Genomic DNA, 17,732 nt, shown 5'->3' with positions numbered 1-17,732 from the left:
ATAAAGAGCGGATATGACTAATAATGAAAAAACATATACTTGTTTAAAATAACCAATTGCTAAAGCATACTGAGCTGTTATGCATAGTACTGACACGTCTCAGTGAGATTGTTCTTCCTTCGGGTAAGCGTGTATATTCTTTCTAAACTAGGCATACATTCTTACATGTTCACTAACAGTTAACGTTCCTTAATAGTCTTGTGAATAAATACCGCTGAATAGTCCCATTTGTCGAATTTAGTAGTCAAATAGGAGGGAATGAAGAGTATGAAAATATCAGACGTTGGATTTAAAGGTCAAGTTTTTGGATTTATAAAGTTCACACCTTTTGTTGAAAGTTTCTTGTCTGGAGATCTATATATGAACAATTTCAAAAAGTATATTGATATGGAAAGCGCTTCGGGAGAAAAAGGTGTAGGAGACAAATTTGAAGCTGCACATGTTTTTACGGAATTAACAATGAATTTCTTTACTCAAGATACCCATGAATTAAAAATGTCGGGGCGAACTAAAAAGATGAATTTCAGAAAAAATATAAATGAAAAAAGACCATTATATTGTATGTTTGCAATTGTCGGCGATATGTTAAAAGTGGTTATGGAGGATGAAAAGTATTACTATACCAAATTTGATTTACCTAAAGAACAAATCGATAAAATGATCAACGAGTTCGGAGATAGATTGATTTTTGTTACCCCATCACAATTTATTGACAGAATTACTAAAACGCTCAATGAAAAAGGGTATGCATACAGAGGTGGGTTGGTAAAATATGATGATTATAACATCAATTCCTCAGCTAGGATGAGATCTTATAAAAATCAAGGGACAGATATTTATTTTTGGAAAGATAAATACTTTGAAAATCAATATGAATATCGCATAGTTCTCACAGGTCTAGAAGTTGATGAAGCTTTAATTGTGAACGTTGGTGATATTTCAGACATTAGTACTATATTTAATGCCAATGAATTTTTCAGTGATAAATTTGAAATAAGATTACGAAAGAAAGGAAATCTAAGCATCCATTAAATTGGGTGCTTTTTTATTTGCAGGAGGGATAAAGAAAATATTGAACTTTTTAAAGAATGAAATAGAAGAGTTAAATTAACCGGAAATTCTAGGATTATCGCATCCACAAGGGGTTTACTAACTCATTTATATTCACTAGTATTGGTTTTGTATGTTGGGCTTTCCCGATCCAGAAGATAATTTGGTCTTTACCGAATGTTGGTTTTATAACTTTGGGAAATATAAAGATGGAGATATGTAGCAAATTCATGCTGGGCTTTGGAATCTAATAAGTGATAGTGATTATTCAAAAAAGAGGAAGACCAAATCATTTAAAATGACTAGTTCTCCCTCTTTTGATCTTTTTCTTTATAAAAGAAGAAGCTAAATAAACAACATGAATTAGATGTAGGTGTGGAAATATCTTTAAGTAAAATTTGGACTATTTTTCATATCTTTAATTTTTAAACCATTTATGGATCTTTTAAGAGAGTGCCATTCAATAGAGTCCGAAATTCAGCAAAAACCTCTCTAAAACTGACGACTTTCTTCTATCATGTTATTTATAAAAAACTAAGAATATGGCGGAAAAACATATTGTAGATAATGGCCCTTTTGCTGAACAAAATAAAAAAAGTACCAAAACGCGGAAACATACGTTAAGCAAATTTCGATAACGTAATTGCAATGGTGATTAGTGGTTATAAGCCAGTTAAGAGTGATTTTTATACATTAAAAAGTCGATCACTTGATATGAATGTTTTGATGTCTACTGCGGCTATTTGACCTGCTCTTATAGGGAGTGACTTTTGAAAGTGCTTCCGTGTTTGGCTCAACAGCAACCCTATGACTAGGCCAATAGAAAGTACATCAATGCAGCTGGTTCTTCAAAGGAAATCCCCTTTTATTTGTAGGGAGAGTTATTATTTAATGCCGACTTTATTGCTTTCATTTTAACAGCAAATAAGTGGATATCTAATGTAAATTCGTGTAATCTACATAAGTATGTTTTTTTCCTAATCGTAAAGGAGGACCATAATTGAGTTCAACAAATAGTAAACATTCAACAATTATTGGCCTTTTGCTTGCGGGTACATTTATTGCGATCTTGAATCAAACATTAATGATTACCGCGATTCCTCCTGTAATGGAGGAAATGAATATTACGGCAAATAGTGCACAGTGGCTAACTACCGTTTTTATGCTGGTTAATGGGATCATGATCCCTGTGAGCGCGTTTTTACTGGAGCGCTATACCACCAGACAGCTCTTCCTTTCAGCCATGGGGATTTTTGCTACTGGTACATTGGTTGCGGGACTAGCTCCTAATTTTGGAATGCTGCTGCTAGGACGGATGATTCAGTCGAGCGGAGCCGGAATTATGCTCCCGTTAATGCAAACGGTCTTCCTAATGATATTCCCTGTTCAAAAACGGGGTGCAGCTATGGGACTGGTCGGGCTGGTCATTTCCTTCGCGCCGGCTATTGGGCCCGCTTTGTCGGGCTGGGTTACGGAGACCTACTCATGGAGGGTGTTATTCTTTATCATTCTTCCAATTGCAATTATTGATATCATAGTTGCGTTCTTCGTTTTAAAAAATGTAACAGAAGTTACACGGCCAAAAGTGGATGTGCTTTCGATTGTTTTATCTTCCGTGGGTTTCGGTGGATTATTGTATGGATTTACAGCTGCTGGTAATTATGGCTGGGCAGACGAGAGTACTATCATATCCCTAGGCATTGGAACAATTTCACTTGTTTGGTTTATCAAAAGGCAATTGCGATTGAAGCATCCAATGCTGGAGTTCCGTGTGTTCACGTATTCAATATTCCCGCTTGCTATTATTATTGGAGGCATTACCTTTATGGGTCTGATTGGTGCCGAAACGCTAATCCCGCTATTTATGCAAAACATGCGCGGATTTACCGCATTTGAAGCTGGATTAGCCATACTCCCTGGAGCACTTATTACCGGATTAATGTCCCCGTTCATTGGACGTATTTTTGACCGGATTGGGGCCAAGTGGTTGGTTATTGGCGGATTACTCATCATAACCGCTTCCTCCTTTACTTATATAGATGTTGGTCCTTCGACAAGTTTTACATTTATTATGGTTATGTACAGTATTCGGATGTTCGGATTGGCCATGGTTATGATGCCTGTTTCAACGGCTGCCTTAAACCAGCTGCCTAAACGGTTAATTGCCCATGGTGCAGCAATGGATAATACGATGAAAATGATTGCAGCATCTGTAGGTACAGCAATACTTGTCACTGTGATGACATCAGCTACCGAAAATGCTCAGCAGCGTCCCGAGATAGTACATCCTGATATGTATGGCGCGCAAATTCCATTTATTGTCATCGCTGTACTTTCGTTAATTAGCTTCCTGATTTCTTTTAAAATAAAGGATCAAAAATCAGCAGGAAAAGAGTTCGGAGAGAAGAATTAAAGATTTGAATCCGAGTTTTTTATGCTTGAAAAGAATCACAATATAGATTCATCTACTTGTGATTCTTTTTAAACTAAATATCCTATTTTCGCCGCCAGGCTCGCTCACCTTATTGAACTCCCTCAGTTTAATACGATTTTCTCGTAAATACTTGCTTATTCGCAGGGTTCCATATTGAATGTATGTTAACGGATAAATAAAGTAAGTTAGGGACATTAAGGCATCGTGAAATAAAAGAACAATAGAACTTCATTTTTCACCATAGTATGAACGTTTTCCAACGCTGCCCCTAGGCTTTCCCTCCCAGGCCTATCATTCCTTCGTCATGGTAACTCATGAAATAAAAAAAGATACTGAATCAGCACCAATTTTAAAGATTGAAGAAATGAAAAATAGTCCAGATTTAATTTAAGATATTTCCACACCTAAAGACAAAGGGTTTCTTTGCGAATGATATCCTGCCATTTTTAATAAAAGGAACTGAAATTTAAGTTTTTATCAATGTATAACTTTGGTAAAATCAGATTATAAATAACCGATGTTCCTAGGGAGGAAGTAAATGAAGGTAAAAAAAATACATCATGCAGCTATAATTTGTTCCGATTATGAAAAATCCAAAAACTTCTATGTAAATATTTTAGGGTGTGATATCGAGAAGGAAACATACCGGACAGAAAGGAAGTCGTATAAATTGGATCTAATGGTCGGAGGGGAATATCAGCTGGAATTGTTCTCATTTCCTGATAGCCCCCATCGTCCAAGTTATCCTGAAGCAAGAGGGCTTAGACATCTTGCTTTTGAAGTGGAAGATATTAATCAAGCGATTGAAGATTTAGAAAAAGAAAACATTCCAGTCGAACCTATCCGTGTTGATGAGTTAACAGGAAAAAGGTTTACTTTTTTTTGTGATCCGGATGATTTGCCTCTTGAAATATATGAAAAATAGCAATTTCCAGTTGGTATTTACGGATGACTTTTTAGGCATGATGGGGGTTGCTTATTTCAAATTAAGTTATGAAGATTCCCTAAATAGATGTCGATATTAACTGATTGATCTCCATTTGCATATTCCATATTTCTATACGAAGTTAAAGGAAAACGACACTCATTCATTCTATATGAGTGTTTTTTTTGTGCAGCAATCCACTGAATTATCTAAATTTTCCAAAATTATAATTGACCCAAATGGGACGGCTGATTTAGAATTGATATGTATATAAAATTACGTTTTGTATATAAAACAAAACAAGGAGGAAATATAGATGTCTAATGGACAATTTTTAATTGTGTTCTCGAAGTTAGGAATTAAGTAAAAAATGATTTAGGGAGGTAAGTTATATGTTTAAGAATAAATTATTGGTTCTACTTTGTTTGGTGTTTATGGTATCTGCTTGCAGTCAAAGTGACGAAACAACTACAGAAAATAAAGGGAATTCAGGAGGAAAAGCAGTTAAGCTTACTTTTACAGAACCTGCACGGTTGTTGTCAGTTGCCCCTTTGTATGTAGCTATCGAGCAAGGATTTTTTGAAAAAGAAGGAATTGAAGCTGAGATTGTATCTGGTGGTGGTGGAGCACAAGTAATTGCTTCTGTATTATCAGGTGAAGCTCAATTTGCGGTCTCAGGTCCTCGAAGTATGTTTACTCCTCTTGACAAGGATGAAGATTTATTGGCGATTCAATCTTTAAATTCGGCGCTTACCTATCAAATTACTCTCTCTAAACAATATCAAAAGAAAAAGAGTGTTTCTAAAGACTCATCATTTGAAGATAGAGTTGCTTCATTAAGTGGCGCAACTATTGGTACAAACCTTGTTGGCGATTCTGGAGATGTATACACTCGTTATTTAATGCAATTACATGGTGTAGATCCTGATACTCTTAAAACCGTCAAATTAGCAGGTGATGGTTCGAAGATTGGCGGTATGCAGGAGGGGATTGTTGACGGGGGTATAGCATCACCACCAATGGGTTTACAAGCGGAAAGTAAAGATGTTGGTGAAATTGTAATCAATACAAGTGAAGAGCCAATGTATGGGAATATGGTCTGGGAAGCTGTTTTTGCTAAAAAAGAATACTTAGAAGAAAATCACGAAACATCTTTGAAAGTAGTTCGGGCAATTGGGAAAGGTATGGAATTTACACGTAATAATCCAAGAGAGGCAGCCGAATCAATCGTTTCTTACTTTGATGGAATTGATGTTGATATTCTAGAGGAATCAATAATCGGATTGAAAGACACTTTTAAAGGCTATGGAGAAATGAATCAAGAAGCTTGGGATAATGCCCAGGATCCATTAGTTGAATTTGGCAAGTTATCAGGCGTTTCTACTAAACAGGATACAACTGAAGATGTTATTTGGACAAATAGTTATATAGAAGAAGCTTTTAAAAAATAATTAGAATAGAAAGGAGATGATATTGAAAATGGAAAATGCACAATTGGGAAATTTCAAATTGTCTACTCGTTTTTTAGACGTTACTTACGTAAATAATAAAACTGGTGCAGAAGTGATTGCCCTGCAGAATATAAACTTAAATATCAAAGATGGTGAATTTATATGTATTGTAGGACCGAGCGGATGTGGAAAAACCACTTTTTTAAATACCGTAGTTGGATTACTAAAGCCAAGTAAGGGAGAAATTCTATTAGATCAGCAAAAAATTGATGGACCCGGCAAAGATAGGGCAATGGTTTTCCAAAACCCGAGTCTATTACCTTGGAGAACAGTTTTGGAAAATGTTCTCTATGGAGTTGAACTATTAAAGCAAGTAACTGAAGAGAAAAAGAAAGAGGCCAAAGAATTTATTGAAATGGTCGGTTTAAAAGGTTATGAAAATCATTATCCCCACGAATTGTCAGGGGGGATGCAGCAAAGGGTAAACTTGGCTCGAGCATTAACGGTAAACCCTTCTTTAATATTACTGGATGAACCATTTTCGGCATTGGACGCACAAACTAGGGAATTTATGCAAGGTGAGTTACTTAGAATATGGGATGAGACAAAAAAGACAAGTCTTTTTATTACACACCAAATCGATGAAGCGGTATTTTTAGCTGATAGGGTTTTTGTTTTTGGGGCAAGACCAGGACGTGTAGTGGAGGTTGTGGATGTTGATATACCTAGACCGAGAGCTCTCCATGTGAAGCGTAGCCCAGAATTTTTAGAGTTTGTAGATCATATATGGTCCATTATTGAACAGGAGTCTTCAAAACAAGGTTTCGATAATAAAGAAAAATAATAAGGTGAAAGGAGAATAATATGACAAAGGGTACTATCCAACTTACACAATCAAAGCACAAGATAAAAAAGGCGAAGAAAATAAAAAAAGAAAAAAAGTCATTTTTTATCAGTGTTGCTTCTGTTTTAATATTCCTGTTGCTTTGGGAAGTTGCCTCTCAAAATGAATGGATAAATCCATTGTTTATTAGCTCACCAATTGAAATTGCACAAGCGGCAGTTTTAATGGTCCAAGAAATTTCTTTTTGGGGAAATATGAAAGTAAGTGGTTACGAATTTGTTGCAGGCTTTGTTTTAGCAATACTCATTGGAATTCCAATTGGTGTGTTATCGGGCTGGAATTCTAACTTTAATGCGGTAGTCAACCCTTTCATTTCGGGATTATATGTAACTCCTAAAGTCGCGCTTTTACCAGTGATCATAATTGCATTCGGAATAGGACCAGCATCAAAAATTGTTATAGTATTTTTGATGGCCTTCTTTCCAATAGTGATGAGCGCCCAAAAAGCTATGTTAATATTAGATCAAAACTTAATAAAAGCAGCAAGAACATTTAGTGCAAGTGAATTTCAAATTTTTAAAACAATTGCTTTGCCTTCGACGGTACCATTCCTTTTAAACGGTATTCGCTTAGGTATTGGTCAAGGATTAATTGCTGTAGTTGTAGGTGAATTATTCGCTTCGACAGCTGGTATAGGATATCAATTGACAAGCAATGGTCAAAATCTACAAACAGATCGTATGTTTGTTGGAGTGTTAGTCATTACCATTACGGGAATCATTCTTACTTCATTATTAGGCATTATTGAAAGACGCTTTTCATCTTGGAACCAGAAAATAGTTAATTAAATGAATATAACAGTATTGCTGCACAAAATGGTTACAATGTAAAAGCCTTAAGACAATATTCAAAGTGCTTAAATCTTGGATATAATAAATTATAAAGGTAATTGTAAACAAAAGGTGCTTCCTATACGAAGCACCTTTTGTTCAGCATGCTTTTCTAATCTGATCCATCAAGATTTCCTTTCCAAGCCCATCTGGTATTTACTTTCGTCGGAGATGATTACTGACAGATAGTGCTCTAATTCGTTATTTTACTATGCCACTTCACAGTGAGATAGAAATTTTATTGAAGTTCTCACGTATCCATGATACCTTCAGTTTATAGTGAATGGTTGGGAGGAATGGGTTTTGAACACTAAGGCATTTTTATTGGCATCAATTACAGTTATTATTTGGGGATCTACATTCGCTGCTATTCGTGCAAGCTTACATGGCGGGTATTCAGCTGGCCATTTGGTACTTGTTCGTTATCTTATAGCATCAGGGATTTTTGTCCTTTATGCTCTATGGCCTGGGGTGAAATTTCGACTCCCGAAAAAAGAGGATCTGTTGAGGATATCGATCCTTGCATTTATCGGTATAAGTATTTACCATATCGGGGTGACATTCGGGGAACAAACAGTTTCGGCGGGAACGGCTGGAATGCTGATTGGTTCAGCACCTGTCTTCATAGCGATCATTGCTGCTTTCGTTTTAAAAGAACGCCTCGGTGTATTCGGATGGATTGGTTTAGGAATAGGATTCACAGGGATCACCTTAATAACATTAGGTACTGCAGGCCCTTCCCTGAATATTTCTGAAGGAGCCTTTTTAGTGCTGATGTCCGCTTTCGCTTCTGCGGTGTTTTTTGTTTTCCAAAAACCTCTGTTTAGCCGCTATAATCCGATTGAATTGACAGCTTATTTCACATGGATCGGTACAATACCCTTTTTTATATTTTTTCCTGGGCTATTTCAAGAAATTCAAAATGCTACAATGGAAGGTCATTTATCAGCGATTTTTGTTGGTATTTTCCCTGCGGCCATCGGTTATGTAACTTGGGCAGTCGCACTATCATTAGGAAAAGCCAGTTCCGTTTCTAGTTTGTTATACCTTGAACCTGTGATTGCCATTTTCGTCGCTTGGGTTTGGCTACGGGAAGTACCTAGTACTCTTTCGGTCATTGGCGGCGGAATTGCGATATTAGGGGTTCTTGTCGTCAATGGGTTCGGAAAGTATAAATCAGTAATGAAAAAAGCAGCATGATGGTTGTTTAAACCAACTAGAAAAATCGCAGCATTTTAAGAATGGACGTTTATCCTTCTTGAGCGACTCAACACATAGGAGGGCACCCAATAAAGGAATTCACCCAGGTTACTGAGATCGATCAGTTACACCTGGGGAATTGGGTTTTTTCCTCCTCTTAATTACCTAAAATTAAATCTATTTTTAAAGTCCCAATCCAATTTAAATGAATTTTTCTCACCTGTTAAAAATTTATAATCGATATAGGATTTTTCTTTTTTAGACATTTCGTCGACAAATGGGGAATAGGTACGGAATACCAATGCATTTTTCTTTTCATCAAATTCTACAAGTCTTAGCCAGCCATTCCCCCCTCGATAATTCGTTTGGTAATTGACCAGCATTTGTATGACATCATTTCCTGCTGAGTTTTGTTTTACCCGATGTGCTATCCCAAAATAATGTCCATTAACCGTCATGAACACTTGATTATGGTCCTTTACGAGTTCATCCCAAATCAGCCGGCCATTAGATGATTCGACGGCAATGGTTTTATCACCCTTAACCTTCGGAAATATAATATCATGCGAGACGAGGATTGTCGGTTTATCTTTATGCTGATTCAGAATCTTCTTTGACCATTCAAGGTCCTTATGCAGGTTTTTCATATCCACTATTAAAACTAAGTATTCATAACTCCCGGCCTTAGCGATTGCATATGAACTATACCCAGAATGAGAAGACCCCTTATAGTATTTTTTATTCAAAAAACGCTGCGGTCCATAATGTGTTAAGTAAGGATCTCCGTCCGCATAGTCATGATTCCCAGCTGCCATCATATATGGAACTTCCTTTTTATCCAAATGGGAAATGGCTCCGAGGGAATTCTGCCATTGTTTTTCTGAATCACTATCGACAATGTCCCCAACAAATGTATTCATGATGATATTGTTCTTCTTGGCGTTATTGGAAATCCAGGTCATTTGGCTATCGAAAATCTCTGGATTTTGGCTTGAATATTTCTGGGTATCTGGTATAAAAAGAAAATTATAATTCTTTTTATTCGTTAGAAAGGGTAAAGCTTTGTTTGATCCTTCGAATGGTTCATCGTCACGAGCATCCTGCACAAGCCATTCTTTTTCAGTTAAAGCCTTATTAGCAATTCGTATTTCCTGGATATTCCCTTTGAATAGTGCATTAAACTTATTTCCCCACTCAGATGCTCCGATGTTCCAGCCTTTACCTTTAACTGCTGCAATACCTATTACTTTTTCTGATTTTCCGTAATCACTAACGCCATTCAAAGTTAAAGTCGTCGTGTTACCATCATTAACAACCGCCAAATGGTACCATTCATCAGCATTTAATGATCGAGACCAATTGCTTACATTATAATTTAAATTAGATGGATGGCTTGTCCAGTGGATTTTTTGATCACTGGACACAGTTAAAGCAGAAAGGATTTTCTTCTCGCCTTCCATTTTATTAAGATCGGCAGCCTGACCTTGTCTAGAAAAAAGCCCCATGACACTCTTTGAATCACTTGGCAACTTAAAAATCGCTTCAATGGTAAAACCCTTATCGAATTTCTCCGAATTGATAGGTGAACCCTTTTTGGTTTTGAAATATCTTCCTGAAGGGGCGTTTTCATAATTAGCGAACTTCAAGCTATCCACTTTTTCTTGATCATGATAATCTTCTTCAGACCATTGAATCATATTTTTTAATTCAGTCGAGGCAGGATCGCCTATCGTCACCAACTCCAAATCATTTCCATGTTTGCTTGTATCTTCTATAATTAAATTACCTTTATCGATTGAACCGCTTTTAACATGTTTTTTTGTGAATTTCCAATTTGCCACGATATTGTTTCGATTATTTTCAGCAACGGAATCAGCCGATTTGGCAATACCAGGAACAATCATACATAAGAGTGAGAGACCTATTAATGCTTTTTTCATTCTCATAAAACATTCACCCCATTAAATTTTGATTAAGTGATATACATTTATCCTTTTTACTGCCTGGATTAATTTGTAGCGAACTAAGCCTAGGTAGATTCCGTATAGCTGCAATATGGTATAGTTTGCTTATTTTTTTAATAACTTATTAAGGATGAGTAAAAAAGTCTTATTCCTTAAAAAGGCATTAGGAGATAAGGCCTAATGCGGATGATTTATCTTGTTAAAATCAAGGATTACAACTAATTGTCAAAAGTGATCAATAAATATGAACTTCAGATGGGGAGGTAGGAAAACAAGCAATGTGTTAGGATAAGGACAGTGATTCATCAAGAAGAAGAGGTGAAAAAAATGGTGAGAAGGAGAAAGGTAGCCTCCTGTAATAGAAGTGGGATAAATCTTAGGAGGCTATCTTGAATTATAGGGGATGTATAAATTATGAAACAAAACAAATATGATGATGCTAATTTCTTTTCTGCGTATGAGCATATGCCTCGTTCAGTCAAAGGACTTGAAGCTGCTGGAGAATGGCATGTACTAAAAGGGCTAATGCCAAATCTGCGTAATAAAAGGGTACTTGATTTGGGCTGCGGTTTTGGCTGGCATTGCCGATTTGCCCGTGAGCAACAAGCTAGTTCTGTCGTAGGTGTGGATATTTCCGACAACATGCTTCAAAGAGCACGCGGGAAAACGGATGACCCTTTCATTTCATATATTAAAACGCCAATTGAAGACATTGATTTTTCCGATTCTGAATTTGATGTGGTTATCAGTTCGTTGGTTTTTCATTATATTGAGTCATATGAGGCCATTTGCAAAAAGGCCCATGATTGTCTAAAGCCTGGGGGCACTTTTGTTTTCTCGGTTGAACATCCAATCTTTACTTCTCGCAACGAACAAGATTGGTATGTAGATGATCACGGAAATCATCTGCATTGGCCAGTTGACAACTATCAATTCGAAGGTTTGAGAGAAACAACCTTCCTAACGGAAAACGTAGTAAAGTATCATCGTACGATTTCAACATATATGAATGGCTTGATTGGTGCTGGTTTCAGCATAAAAGCAGTAAGGGAACCGATGCCTTCAGATGAAATGTTAAAAAGTGTTCCTGAAATGAAAGATGAAAATCGAAGGCCCATGTTTTTAATGATTTCAGCAGTAAAGGAAACGAATTCTTTAAATGAAGGAAACAAGTAAACGGATAAAAGGCGTTTCTACGAAAGTAGGGACGCCTTTTATTTATTATCATTAATTCTTAACCAATAAAGCGTTGATTATTGGCTTTAATTAGGTAATGATTAAAAAAGTAAAATATGGAAAAGAGGACTTTGGAGGAGGGAAATAGGATGGAGAAGGTATTTCCGCTTATTGAAACACCACGATTGATTTTAAGGGAAGTAACAATAGAAGACGCGGGTGATATGTTTAAATATCTATCTGATACGGATGTAGTGAAGCCAATGGGGTTAGATCCATGCCAGACAGTAAATGACGTAGGGGATGAAATTAAGTGGTACGAATCAATATTCCAGGAAGGTTCGGGAATTAGATGGGGAATTACATTAAAAGATTCCCGTAGGGTTATAGGAAGTTGTGGTTTTCTGAATATGGTCACCAAACATCATCGAGCTGAAATTGGATATGAATTAAGTAAAGGTCATTGGGGAAAAGGCATTGCTAGTGAAGCGTTGGAAGCCGTTGTTATGTATGGTTATCGTCACTTTCACCTAGAAAGGATTCAAGCTCTAATTGAACCTGATAATCACCCATCCCAAAAACTAGTGGAAAAACAGGGATTTAGAAGAGAAGGATTGCTAAGGCATTATGAATATACTTGTGGCAAATTCGATGATTTATATATGTACTCACTCATAAAAGAAGATTTAAATGACATTTCCTTTAATTCATTATCATGATTTTAAAAGAAAACGTTGATCTCCACTCCAGGCACTCGCTTTCCGTGGGCGGTCGGGGAGCCTCCTCGGCGCTCTTTGCGCCTGTGGGGTCTCCCCTAGACGCGCATTCCCGCAGGAGTCTCGTACCTTCCGTTCCAATCAACTTTGTTTTGAAATTTAGATAGAAACCCTTTTGTCTATAAACTGGAATCGGATTTCATTATATCGTTTTCTGCCTATATAAACTCGATAATAATTGAATGTTCTACAGGTTTATTGATGGTTTGTAAAATTTGAACGTTGATTGGAACGTAGGGCACTCGCTTTCCGCGGGTGGTCCGCCCTCGGCGCTCTTTGCGCCTATGGGGCCTCCCCTAGACGCGCATTCCCCCGCAGGAGTCTCGTACCTTCCGTTCCAATCAACTTTGTTTTAAATTTAAATAGAAACCTTTTTGTCAAAAAAAGGTGGGTACTGAACAGTCTTATCCCGAACCAAGGTTTTAAAACAAGTCTAGGTTATACTCTAGTTTTTTGGGTTTTTAAGACCCCCTCACTAGATTGAAGAAATTCGCGACACTCCTGCCGAAAAACTGACTAGCCAAGACCCCACAGACGCTTGCTTTGATGCGGCTTGGCAGACAGTCGGCGGAAAGGGAGCGGATTTCTGAAAACAACTGGAACATTTTTTCAAAAAAAGAACTGGAGGCTAAAGGGACTTAGGAATGGCCTTACTTCAATCCATGATATTAAAAGTAGACTGGCTATTATTCATGTTTTTTCCTTTTTTATATGAATGAAACCCTCACTAGATTGAAGAAATTTGCGACACTCCTGCCGAATAACTGACTAGCCGAGACCCCACAGACGCTTGCTTTGATGCGGCTTGGCAGACAGTCGGCGGAAAGGGAGCGGATTTCTGAAAACAACTGGAACATTTTTTCAAAAAAAGAACTGGAGGCTAAAGGGACTTAGGAATGGCCTTACTTCAATCCATGATATTAAAAGTAGACTGGCTATTATTCATGTTTTTTCCTTTTTTATATGAATGAAACCCTCACTAGATTGAAGAAATTTGCGACACTCCTGCCGAATAACTGACTAGCCGAGACCCCACAGACGCTTGCTTTGATGCGGCTTGGCAGACAGTCGGCGGAAAGGGAGCGGATTTCTGAAATCAACTGAAACGTTTGTTAAAGAAAAAACTGCAGGGAAACTCGCTTTTCTTCGAGTTTGTCTACAGTCTGAGACCGCTAAAAAAGCGGTCTTTTTTATAGCTGAAAATGCATAAAAAACCATGTATGTACATGAAATCTTAGTTTCCTTATTTGCTTGTATAATCTCTTTCAACCTTGCAAATTCGGGTGGAGTATGACGAGTACCAATCTTTCATACCTTTTTCTTGAGCCTTTTTGTGAGCAGCATTTTCTTTCCAAAGCTTTATGGCATCCAAGGACTTCCAATAGGATACGGTAATTCCTAACCCGTCTTGATCTCTTACGCTTTCGACTCCTAAATAGCCATCTTGTTGTGCGGCAAGTTCGCCCATGAATTCCGCGGTTGAATTGTAGCTTGCGGCATCCTTATCGCTTCTTTGAGAAGTGAAAATGCAAGCGTAATAGGGTGGTTCGGGAGTATTTGCAAGAAACATGAAATGATGCCTCCTTTTAACTTAATATTCAAAATAATACCACATATGCGAGAACATGGATATTATGCCCGGTAAATCGGGACCTTGATATCCAGCCAAGAAAACAAGGAGATAAGAAGCAGTATATATAACACTGACACGGCAATTCTATGGAAGGGATTTTATTCCTGATTAACGAATATATATTACTTTGGCAGTTTTGCAAAAAAAGGAGATGGTTTTGTGTGCGGGATTCGTTAGTAAACATATAGAAAGAGATGCATTTTTACCGAAACAACGCGATATTCTATTGGAAAATGCGTTAACAGATTTATCAGCAGATCCTGATGTTTTGGCTATTTACCTAACCGGTTCATTATAGCAAAAGGAAACGATGATAACTACTCTGATATAGATTTGCACACCATTGTTATTTCAGAACGGAAAGCAGATTTTTTAAAGGGTAAAAGGAATAGAGCCAATAATTGGGGAAATGTATCATTTCACGAAGACTACAATCCTTCTTCACCGTATGTCGTCACTCATTATAATACCTTAGTGAAAGTGGATAGCTGGTATCACGCACCTGAGGAAATTGTTCCCTCCATCTGGTTAAAAGAGGTTGAAGTCATTTATGATCCTTTTAATATTATGAGTCATGTTATTAAGGAATCCGTAAAGCTAGTTTATAAACCTTCACCTGATGAAGTTGAGCATTGGAGAGGAAAGCTGCTGCTTTTGTCCATGAAATATATAGAGCCGTTATGAGAAGAGAAAGTTCATACGCACTATCCAATCTTGATAGGATACGGTGGCTGATTGTGTCTGGGTGGTATATGGAAATGGAAGAACATGTAGATGTGCCCTATGGAGTATGGACAAAAATCGAGGGCAATAGAAGTAAATTAGATGGAAAGGAATTATCCCTGTTGGATATGGTATCTGATACCTTTTATAAAAATTATGGGACACGTTCATATGAGGCTAATGAAATTACGTAAGTGTAAAATGTGTAATCACTTTTGGAGGGATGACTAAGTGGCAGAATTGGTATATCATGTAGCCGTTTCGTTGGACAATTTCATTGCCGACCAAGCAATGTTGGAAGGGAATATCAATCATTCTTCTTTCTTATTTGAAGGAGATCATGTCCCAGACTTTTTATCCGATATCCAGCAATATGAAGCGGTGTTGATGGGTAGTAAAACATATGAATTTGGATTTCAATTCGGAGCTAAACCGGGTGAACCAGGTTATAAGGGTTTGAAACATTATATATTCTCGAGCTCCCTTCAGTTTGAATCCAATGAGGAGGTAGAACTTATCAAAGAAAACGCCGTGGCGTTTATAAAAAACCTTAAGCAGCAAGGTGACGGAAAGCTATGGCTTTGCGGGGGCGGAGAACTGGCTGGAACGTTTTTAAAACATAAACTCATTGATCAATTGGTGCTGAAAGTGAATCCAATCATAATAGGTGAGGGCATCCCTCTTTTTGGCAGCATTAAGCCAAGTCTAAAATTAGATTTAGTTGAAATGAAACAATATCCAAACGGAGTGATTAAACCCACATATAATATTATTTATACTTAGGAATATGTAGAGGGCTTTCCTTCAATAAATAGGGCTGCACTGGCGCAGCCTTTTTCGTGCGCCCGGCATGGGTGCAATCTATAGGGTGAAAGTCCCGAACCATGAAGGCAGTAGTAGTGGTTAGCTTAATGCAAGGGTGTCCACGGTGACGTGGAATCTGAAGGAAGCAAGCGGCAAACCTCCGGTCTGAGGAACACGAACTTCATATAAGGCTAGGTATCATTGGATGAGTTTGCGAAACAAAACAAAGTCCTTACTGCCGAAGGTGGTACAGAGTAAATGAAGCAGATAGATGGAGGGAAAGATTGCACTCTTACCCGGGGAGGTCTGATGACAGCCAAGTACACTTGGTAACCTGTCCAGTGATGGACAGCTGAATCATCAGAAGTCAGCAGAGGTCATAGTACTTGTCTACTCGAGAAGATAAGGAAGGACCGAACAGATTAAGGAGGATGAATACTAGGCGTTCGTTATCTGCAAAGAAGCAAACAATTCCTAACGGAACTTAATTGAAGGAAGAAGTGGTGAATACACGGGGAACTTCAAAAGGGTGGAGCAGATAAAGGCACAAATAGACCATTTATCCACGTAGAAAGGATATCAACGATGTTAATGGAACAGATACTAGGGAGGGAAAACTTAATACAGGCATTGAAGCGTGTAGAAAGAAATAAGGGAAGCCATGGTGTAGATGGAATGCCGGTTCAAAACCTGAGACCGCACCTCGTAACCGAATGGTACAACATGAAAACTGCCCTTTTACAGGGTACCTATCAACCGCAGCCCGTCCGTCGTATCGAAATCCCGAAACCAAACGGCGGAGTTCGGCTATTGGGTATTCCAACCGTTCTAGACCGTTTCATTCAACAAGCCATTGCCCAAATATTTACCAAGATATATGACTCAACCTTTTCGGAGAATAGCTATGGATTTCGCCCTAACAAACAAGGGCACCAGGCGGTTCGAAAGGCAAAGTCCTATATAACCGAAGGTTATACATGGGTAGTGGATATGGACTTGGAGAAATTCTTCGATAAAGTGAATCATGACAAGCTCATGGGAATGTTAGAGCGGAAAATTGAAGATAAACGAGTTCTCAAACTGATTCGTAAATTCCTTCAAGCAGGCATTATGATAGGCGGACTTTTTCATAAAAGTGAGGAGGGAACTCCGCAAGGAGGTCCGTTAAGTCCTTTATTATCTAATATCATGTTAGACGATTTAGATAAAGAACTAGAGAAACGCAATCTTCGATTCGTAAGGTATGCGGATGACAGTACTATCTTTGTGAAGACACGAAAAGCCGCCAAACGTGCAATGGGAAATATCTCAAGCTTCATTGAAAATAAACTGAAGCTAAAGGTCAACTACGAGAAGTCGAAGTATGATCGCCCTTGGAACAGAACGTTTCTCGGTTTTAGTTTCACGAAGTCAAAGAAGAACCCGAAGGTTCTACTGGCTAAACAAACGGTGAAGAGAGTAAAGAAACGAATCAGGGAAATGACCTCGAGAAAATTACCGATACCCATGAAACTCCGAATAAATAAGTTAAAGCAATACCTTAGAGGTTGGATGGGGTATTTCGCCCTCATTGATACTCCGAACGTATTGAAGAATTTAGATTCATGGATTCGAAGAAGACTCAGGATGTGCCTATGGAAGCAATGGAAATTGCCAAGAACGAGGGTGAGGAAACTCAAAGGATTAGGCGTCCCATTTGGAAAAGCATATGAATGGGGAAATAGCAGAAAGGGTTATTGGCGCATAGCGCATAGTCCTATTCTAGACAAAACCCTTAATAATGTTTATTGGCTCCATCATGGGTTAGTAAATCTATATGAACGATATACAAAACTACGTCAGTCTTAAACTGAACCGCCGTA

Annotated in this window: 15 protein-coding genes; 13 read left to right on the top strand and 2 right to left on the bottom strand. The window is 37.9% G+C overall.

Features of this window, described 5'->3' with window-relative positions; all coding sequences use genetic code 11:
* Nucleotides 1-267 precede the first annotated feature (267 nt).
* The 7 genes from QFZ73_RS02175 (at nt 268) to QFZ73_RS02145 (ending at nt 8,794) form a co-directional block, all read left to right on the top strand.
* Complete coding sequence (locus tag QFZ73_RS02175; RefSeq protein WP_307262404.1) at nt 268-1,032, top strand: hypothetical protein; 765 nt, start codon at nt 268-270, stop codon at nt 1,030-1,032.
* Between the two features lie 1,018 nt (nt 1,033-2,050).
* Nucleotides 2,051-3,463 carry a DHA2 family efflux MFS transporter permease subunit gene (locus tag QFZ73_RS02170; protein ID WP_307262401.1) on the top strand — a complete coding sequence of 471 codons (1,413 nt, stop codon included), beginning with the start codon at nt 2,051-2,053 and terminating at the stop codon, nt 3,461-3,463.
* Nucleotides 3,464-4,022: 559 nt separating this feature from the next.
* Complete coding sequence (gene gloA2, locus QFZ73_RS02165) at nt 4,023-4,409, top strand: SMU1112c/YaeR family gloxylase I-like metalloprotein (RefSeq protein ID WP_251428226.1); 387 nt, start codon at nt 4,023-4,025, stop codon at nt 4,407-4,409.
* A gap of 392 nt (nt 4,410-4,801) precedes the next feature.
* Complete coding sequence (locus tag QFZ73_RS02160) at nt 4,802-5,860, top strand: ABC transporter substrate-binding protein (protein ID WP_307262395.1); 1,059 nt, start codon at nt 4,802-4,804, stop codon at nt 5,858-5,860.
* Nucleotides 5,861-5,888: 28 nt separating this feature from the next.
* The gene (locus QFZ73_RS02155) at nt 5,889-6,704 is read left to right on the top strand and encodes an ABC transporter ATP-binding protein (RefSeq protein ID WP_307262392.1); all 816 of its coding nucleotides are present in this window, start codon (nt 5,889-5,891) and stop codon (nt 6,702-6,704) included.
* Nucleotides 6,705-6,724: 20 nt separating this feature from the next.
* A complete protein-coding gene (locus QFZ73_RS02150; protein WP_307262390.1) occupies nt 6,725-7,552 on the top strand; it encodes an ABC transporter permease in 828 nt (275 codons plus the stop codon).
* 345 nt (nt 7,553-7,897) lie between these two features.
* Nucleotides 7,898-8,794 carry a DMT family transporter gene (locus tag QFZ73_RS02145; protein WP_307262387.1) on the top strand — a complete coding sequence of 299 codons (897 nt, stop codon included), beginning with the start codon at nt 7,898-7,900 and terminating at the stop codon, nt 8,792-8,794.
* Between the two features lie 161 nt (nt 8,795-8,955).
* Here the strand turns inward: QFZ73_RS02145 and QFZ73_RS02140 are convergent, their stop codons facing one another.
* Nucleotides 8,956-10,740, bottom strand: a complete 1,785-nt coding sequence (locus QFZ73_RS02140; RefSeq protein WP_307262384.1) for a laminin G domain-containing metallophosphoesterase family protein — start codon at nt 10,738-10,740, stop codon at nt 8,956-8,958.
* A gap of 432 nt (nt 10,741-11,172) precedes the next feature.
* On the opposite strand from QFZ73_RS02140, the gene QFZ73_RS02135 reads away from it, so the two are divergent.
* Together QFZ73_RS02135 and QFZ73_RS02130 are read left to right on the top strand one after the other, a co-directional pair.
* Complete coding sequence (locus tag QFZ73_RS02135; protein ID WP_307262381.1) at nt 11,173-11,934, top strand: class I SAM-dependent methyltransferase; 762 nt, start codon at nt 11,173-11,175, stop codon at nt 11,932-11,934.
* 149 nt (nt 11,935-12,083) lie between these two features.
* Nucleotides 12,084-12,653, top strand: a complete 570-nt coding sequence (locus tag QFZ73_RS02130; protein ID WP_307262379.1) for a GNAT family N-acetyltransferase — start codon at nt 12,084-12,086, stop codon at nt 12,651-12,653.
* Between the two features lie 1,300 nt (nt 12,654-13,953).
* On the opposite strand, the gene QFZ73_RS02125 is transcribed toward QFZ73_RS02130, so the two are convergent.
* On the bottom strand, nt 13,954-14,280 hold the full coding sequence (locus QFZ73_RS02125) for an antibiotic biosynthesis monooxygenase family protein (protein ID WP_251437535.1): 327 nt from the start codon (nt 14,278-14,280) through the stop codon (nt 13,954-13,956).
* Nucleotides 14,281-14,500: 220 nt separating this feature from the next.
* Here QFZ73_RS02125 and QFZ73_RS02120 point away from each other — a divergent pair, with 220 nt between their 5' ends.
* From QFZ73_RS02120 to ltrA, 4 genes are all read left to right on the top strand, one after another.
* Entirely contained in the window at nt 14,501-14,641 is a 141-nt protein-coding gene (locus QFZ73_RS02120; protein WP_251437533.1) for a hypothetical protein, read from the top strand.
* A 460-nt stretch (nt 14,642-15,101) separates the two neighbouring features.
* Complete coding sequence (locus QFZ73_RS02115) at nt 15,102-15,260, top strand: hypothetical protein (RefSeq protein WP_307262372.1); 159 nt, start codon at nt 15,102-15,104, stop codon at nt 15,258-15,260.
* A 37-nt stretch (nt 15,261-15,297) separates the two neighbouring features.
* Nucleotides 15,298-15,849, top strand: coding sequence for a dihydrofolate reductase family protein (locus QFZ73_RS02110; RefSeq protein WP_307262367.1), 552 nt, complete (start codon nt 15,298-15,300; stop codon nt 15,847-15,849).
* A 606-nt stretch (nt 15,850-16,455) separates the two neighbouring features.
* Entirely contained in the window at nt 16,456-17,718 is a 1,263-nt protein-coding gene (gene ltrA / locus QFZ73_RS02105) for a group II intron reverse transcriptase/maturase (RefSeq protein WP_307262363.1), read from the top strand.
* The last annotated feature ends 14 nt before the right edge of the window (nt 17,719-17,732 follow it).

Origin of the sequence: Peribacillus sp. V2I11 (assembly GCF_030817135.1) — a bacterium.
Classification (GTDB): domain Bacteria; phylum Bacillota; class Bacilli; order Bacillales; family DSM-1321; genus Peribacillus; species Peribacillus simplex.
The sequence above is the reverse complement of the archived record's forward strand: the minus strand, read 5'-3'. Positions and strand labels throughout refer to the sequence as shown.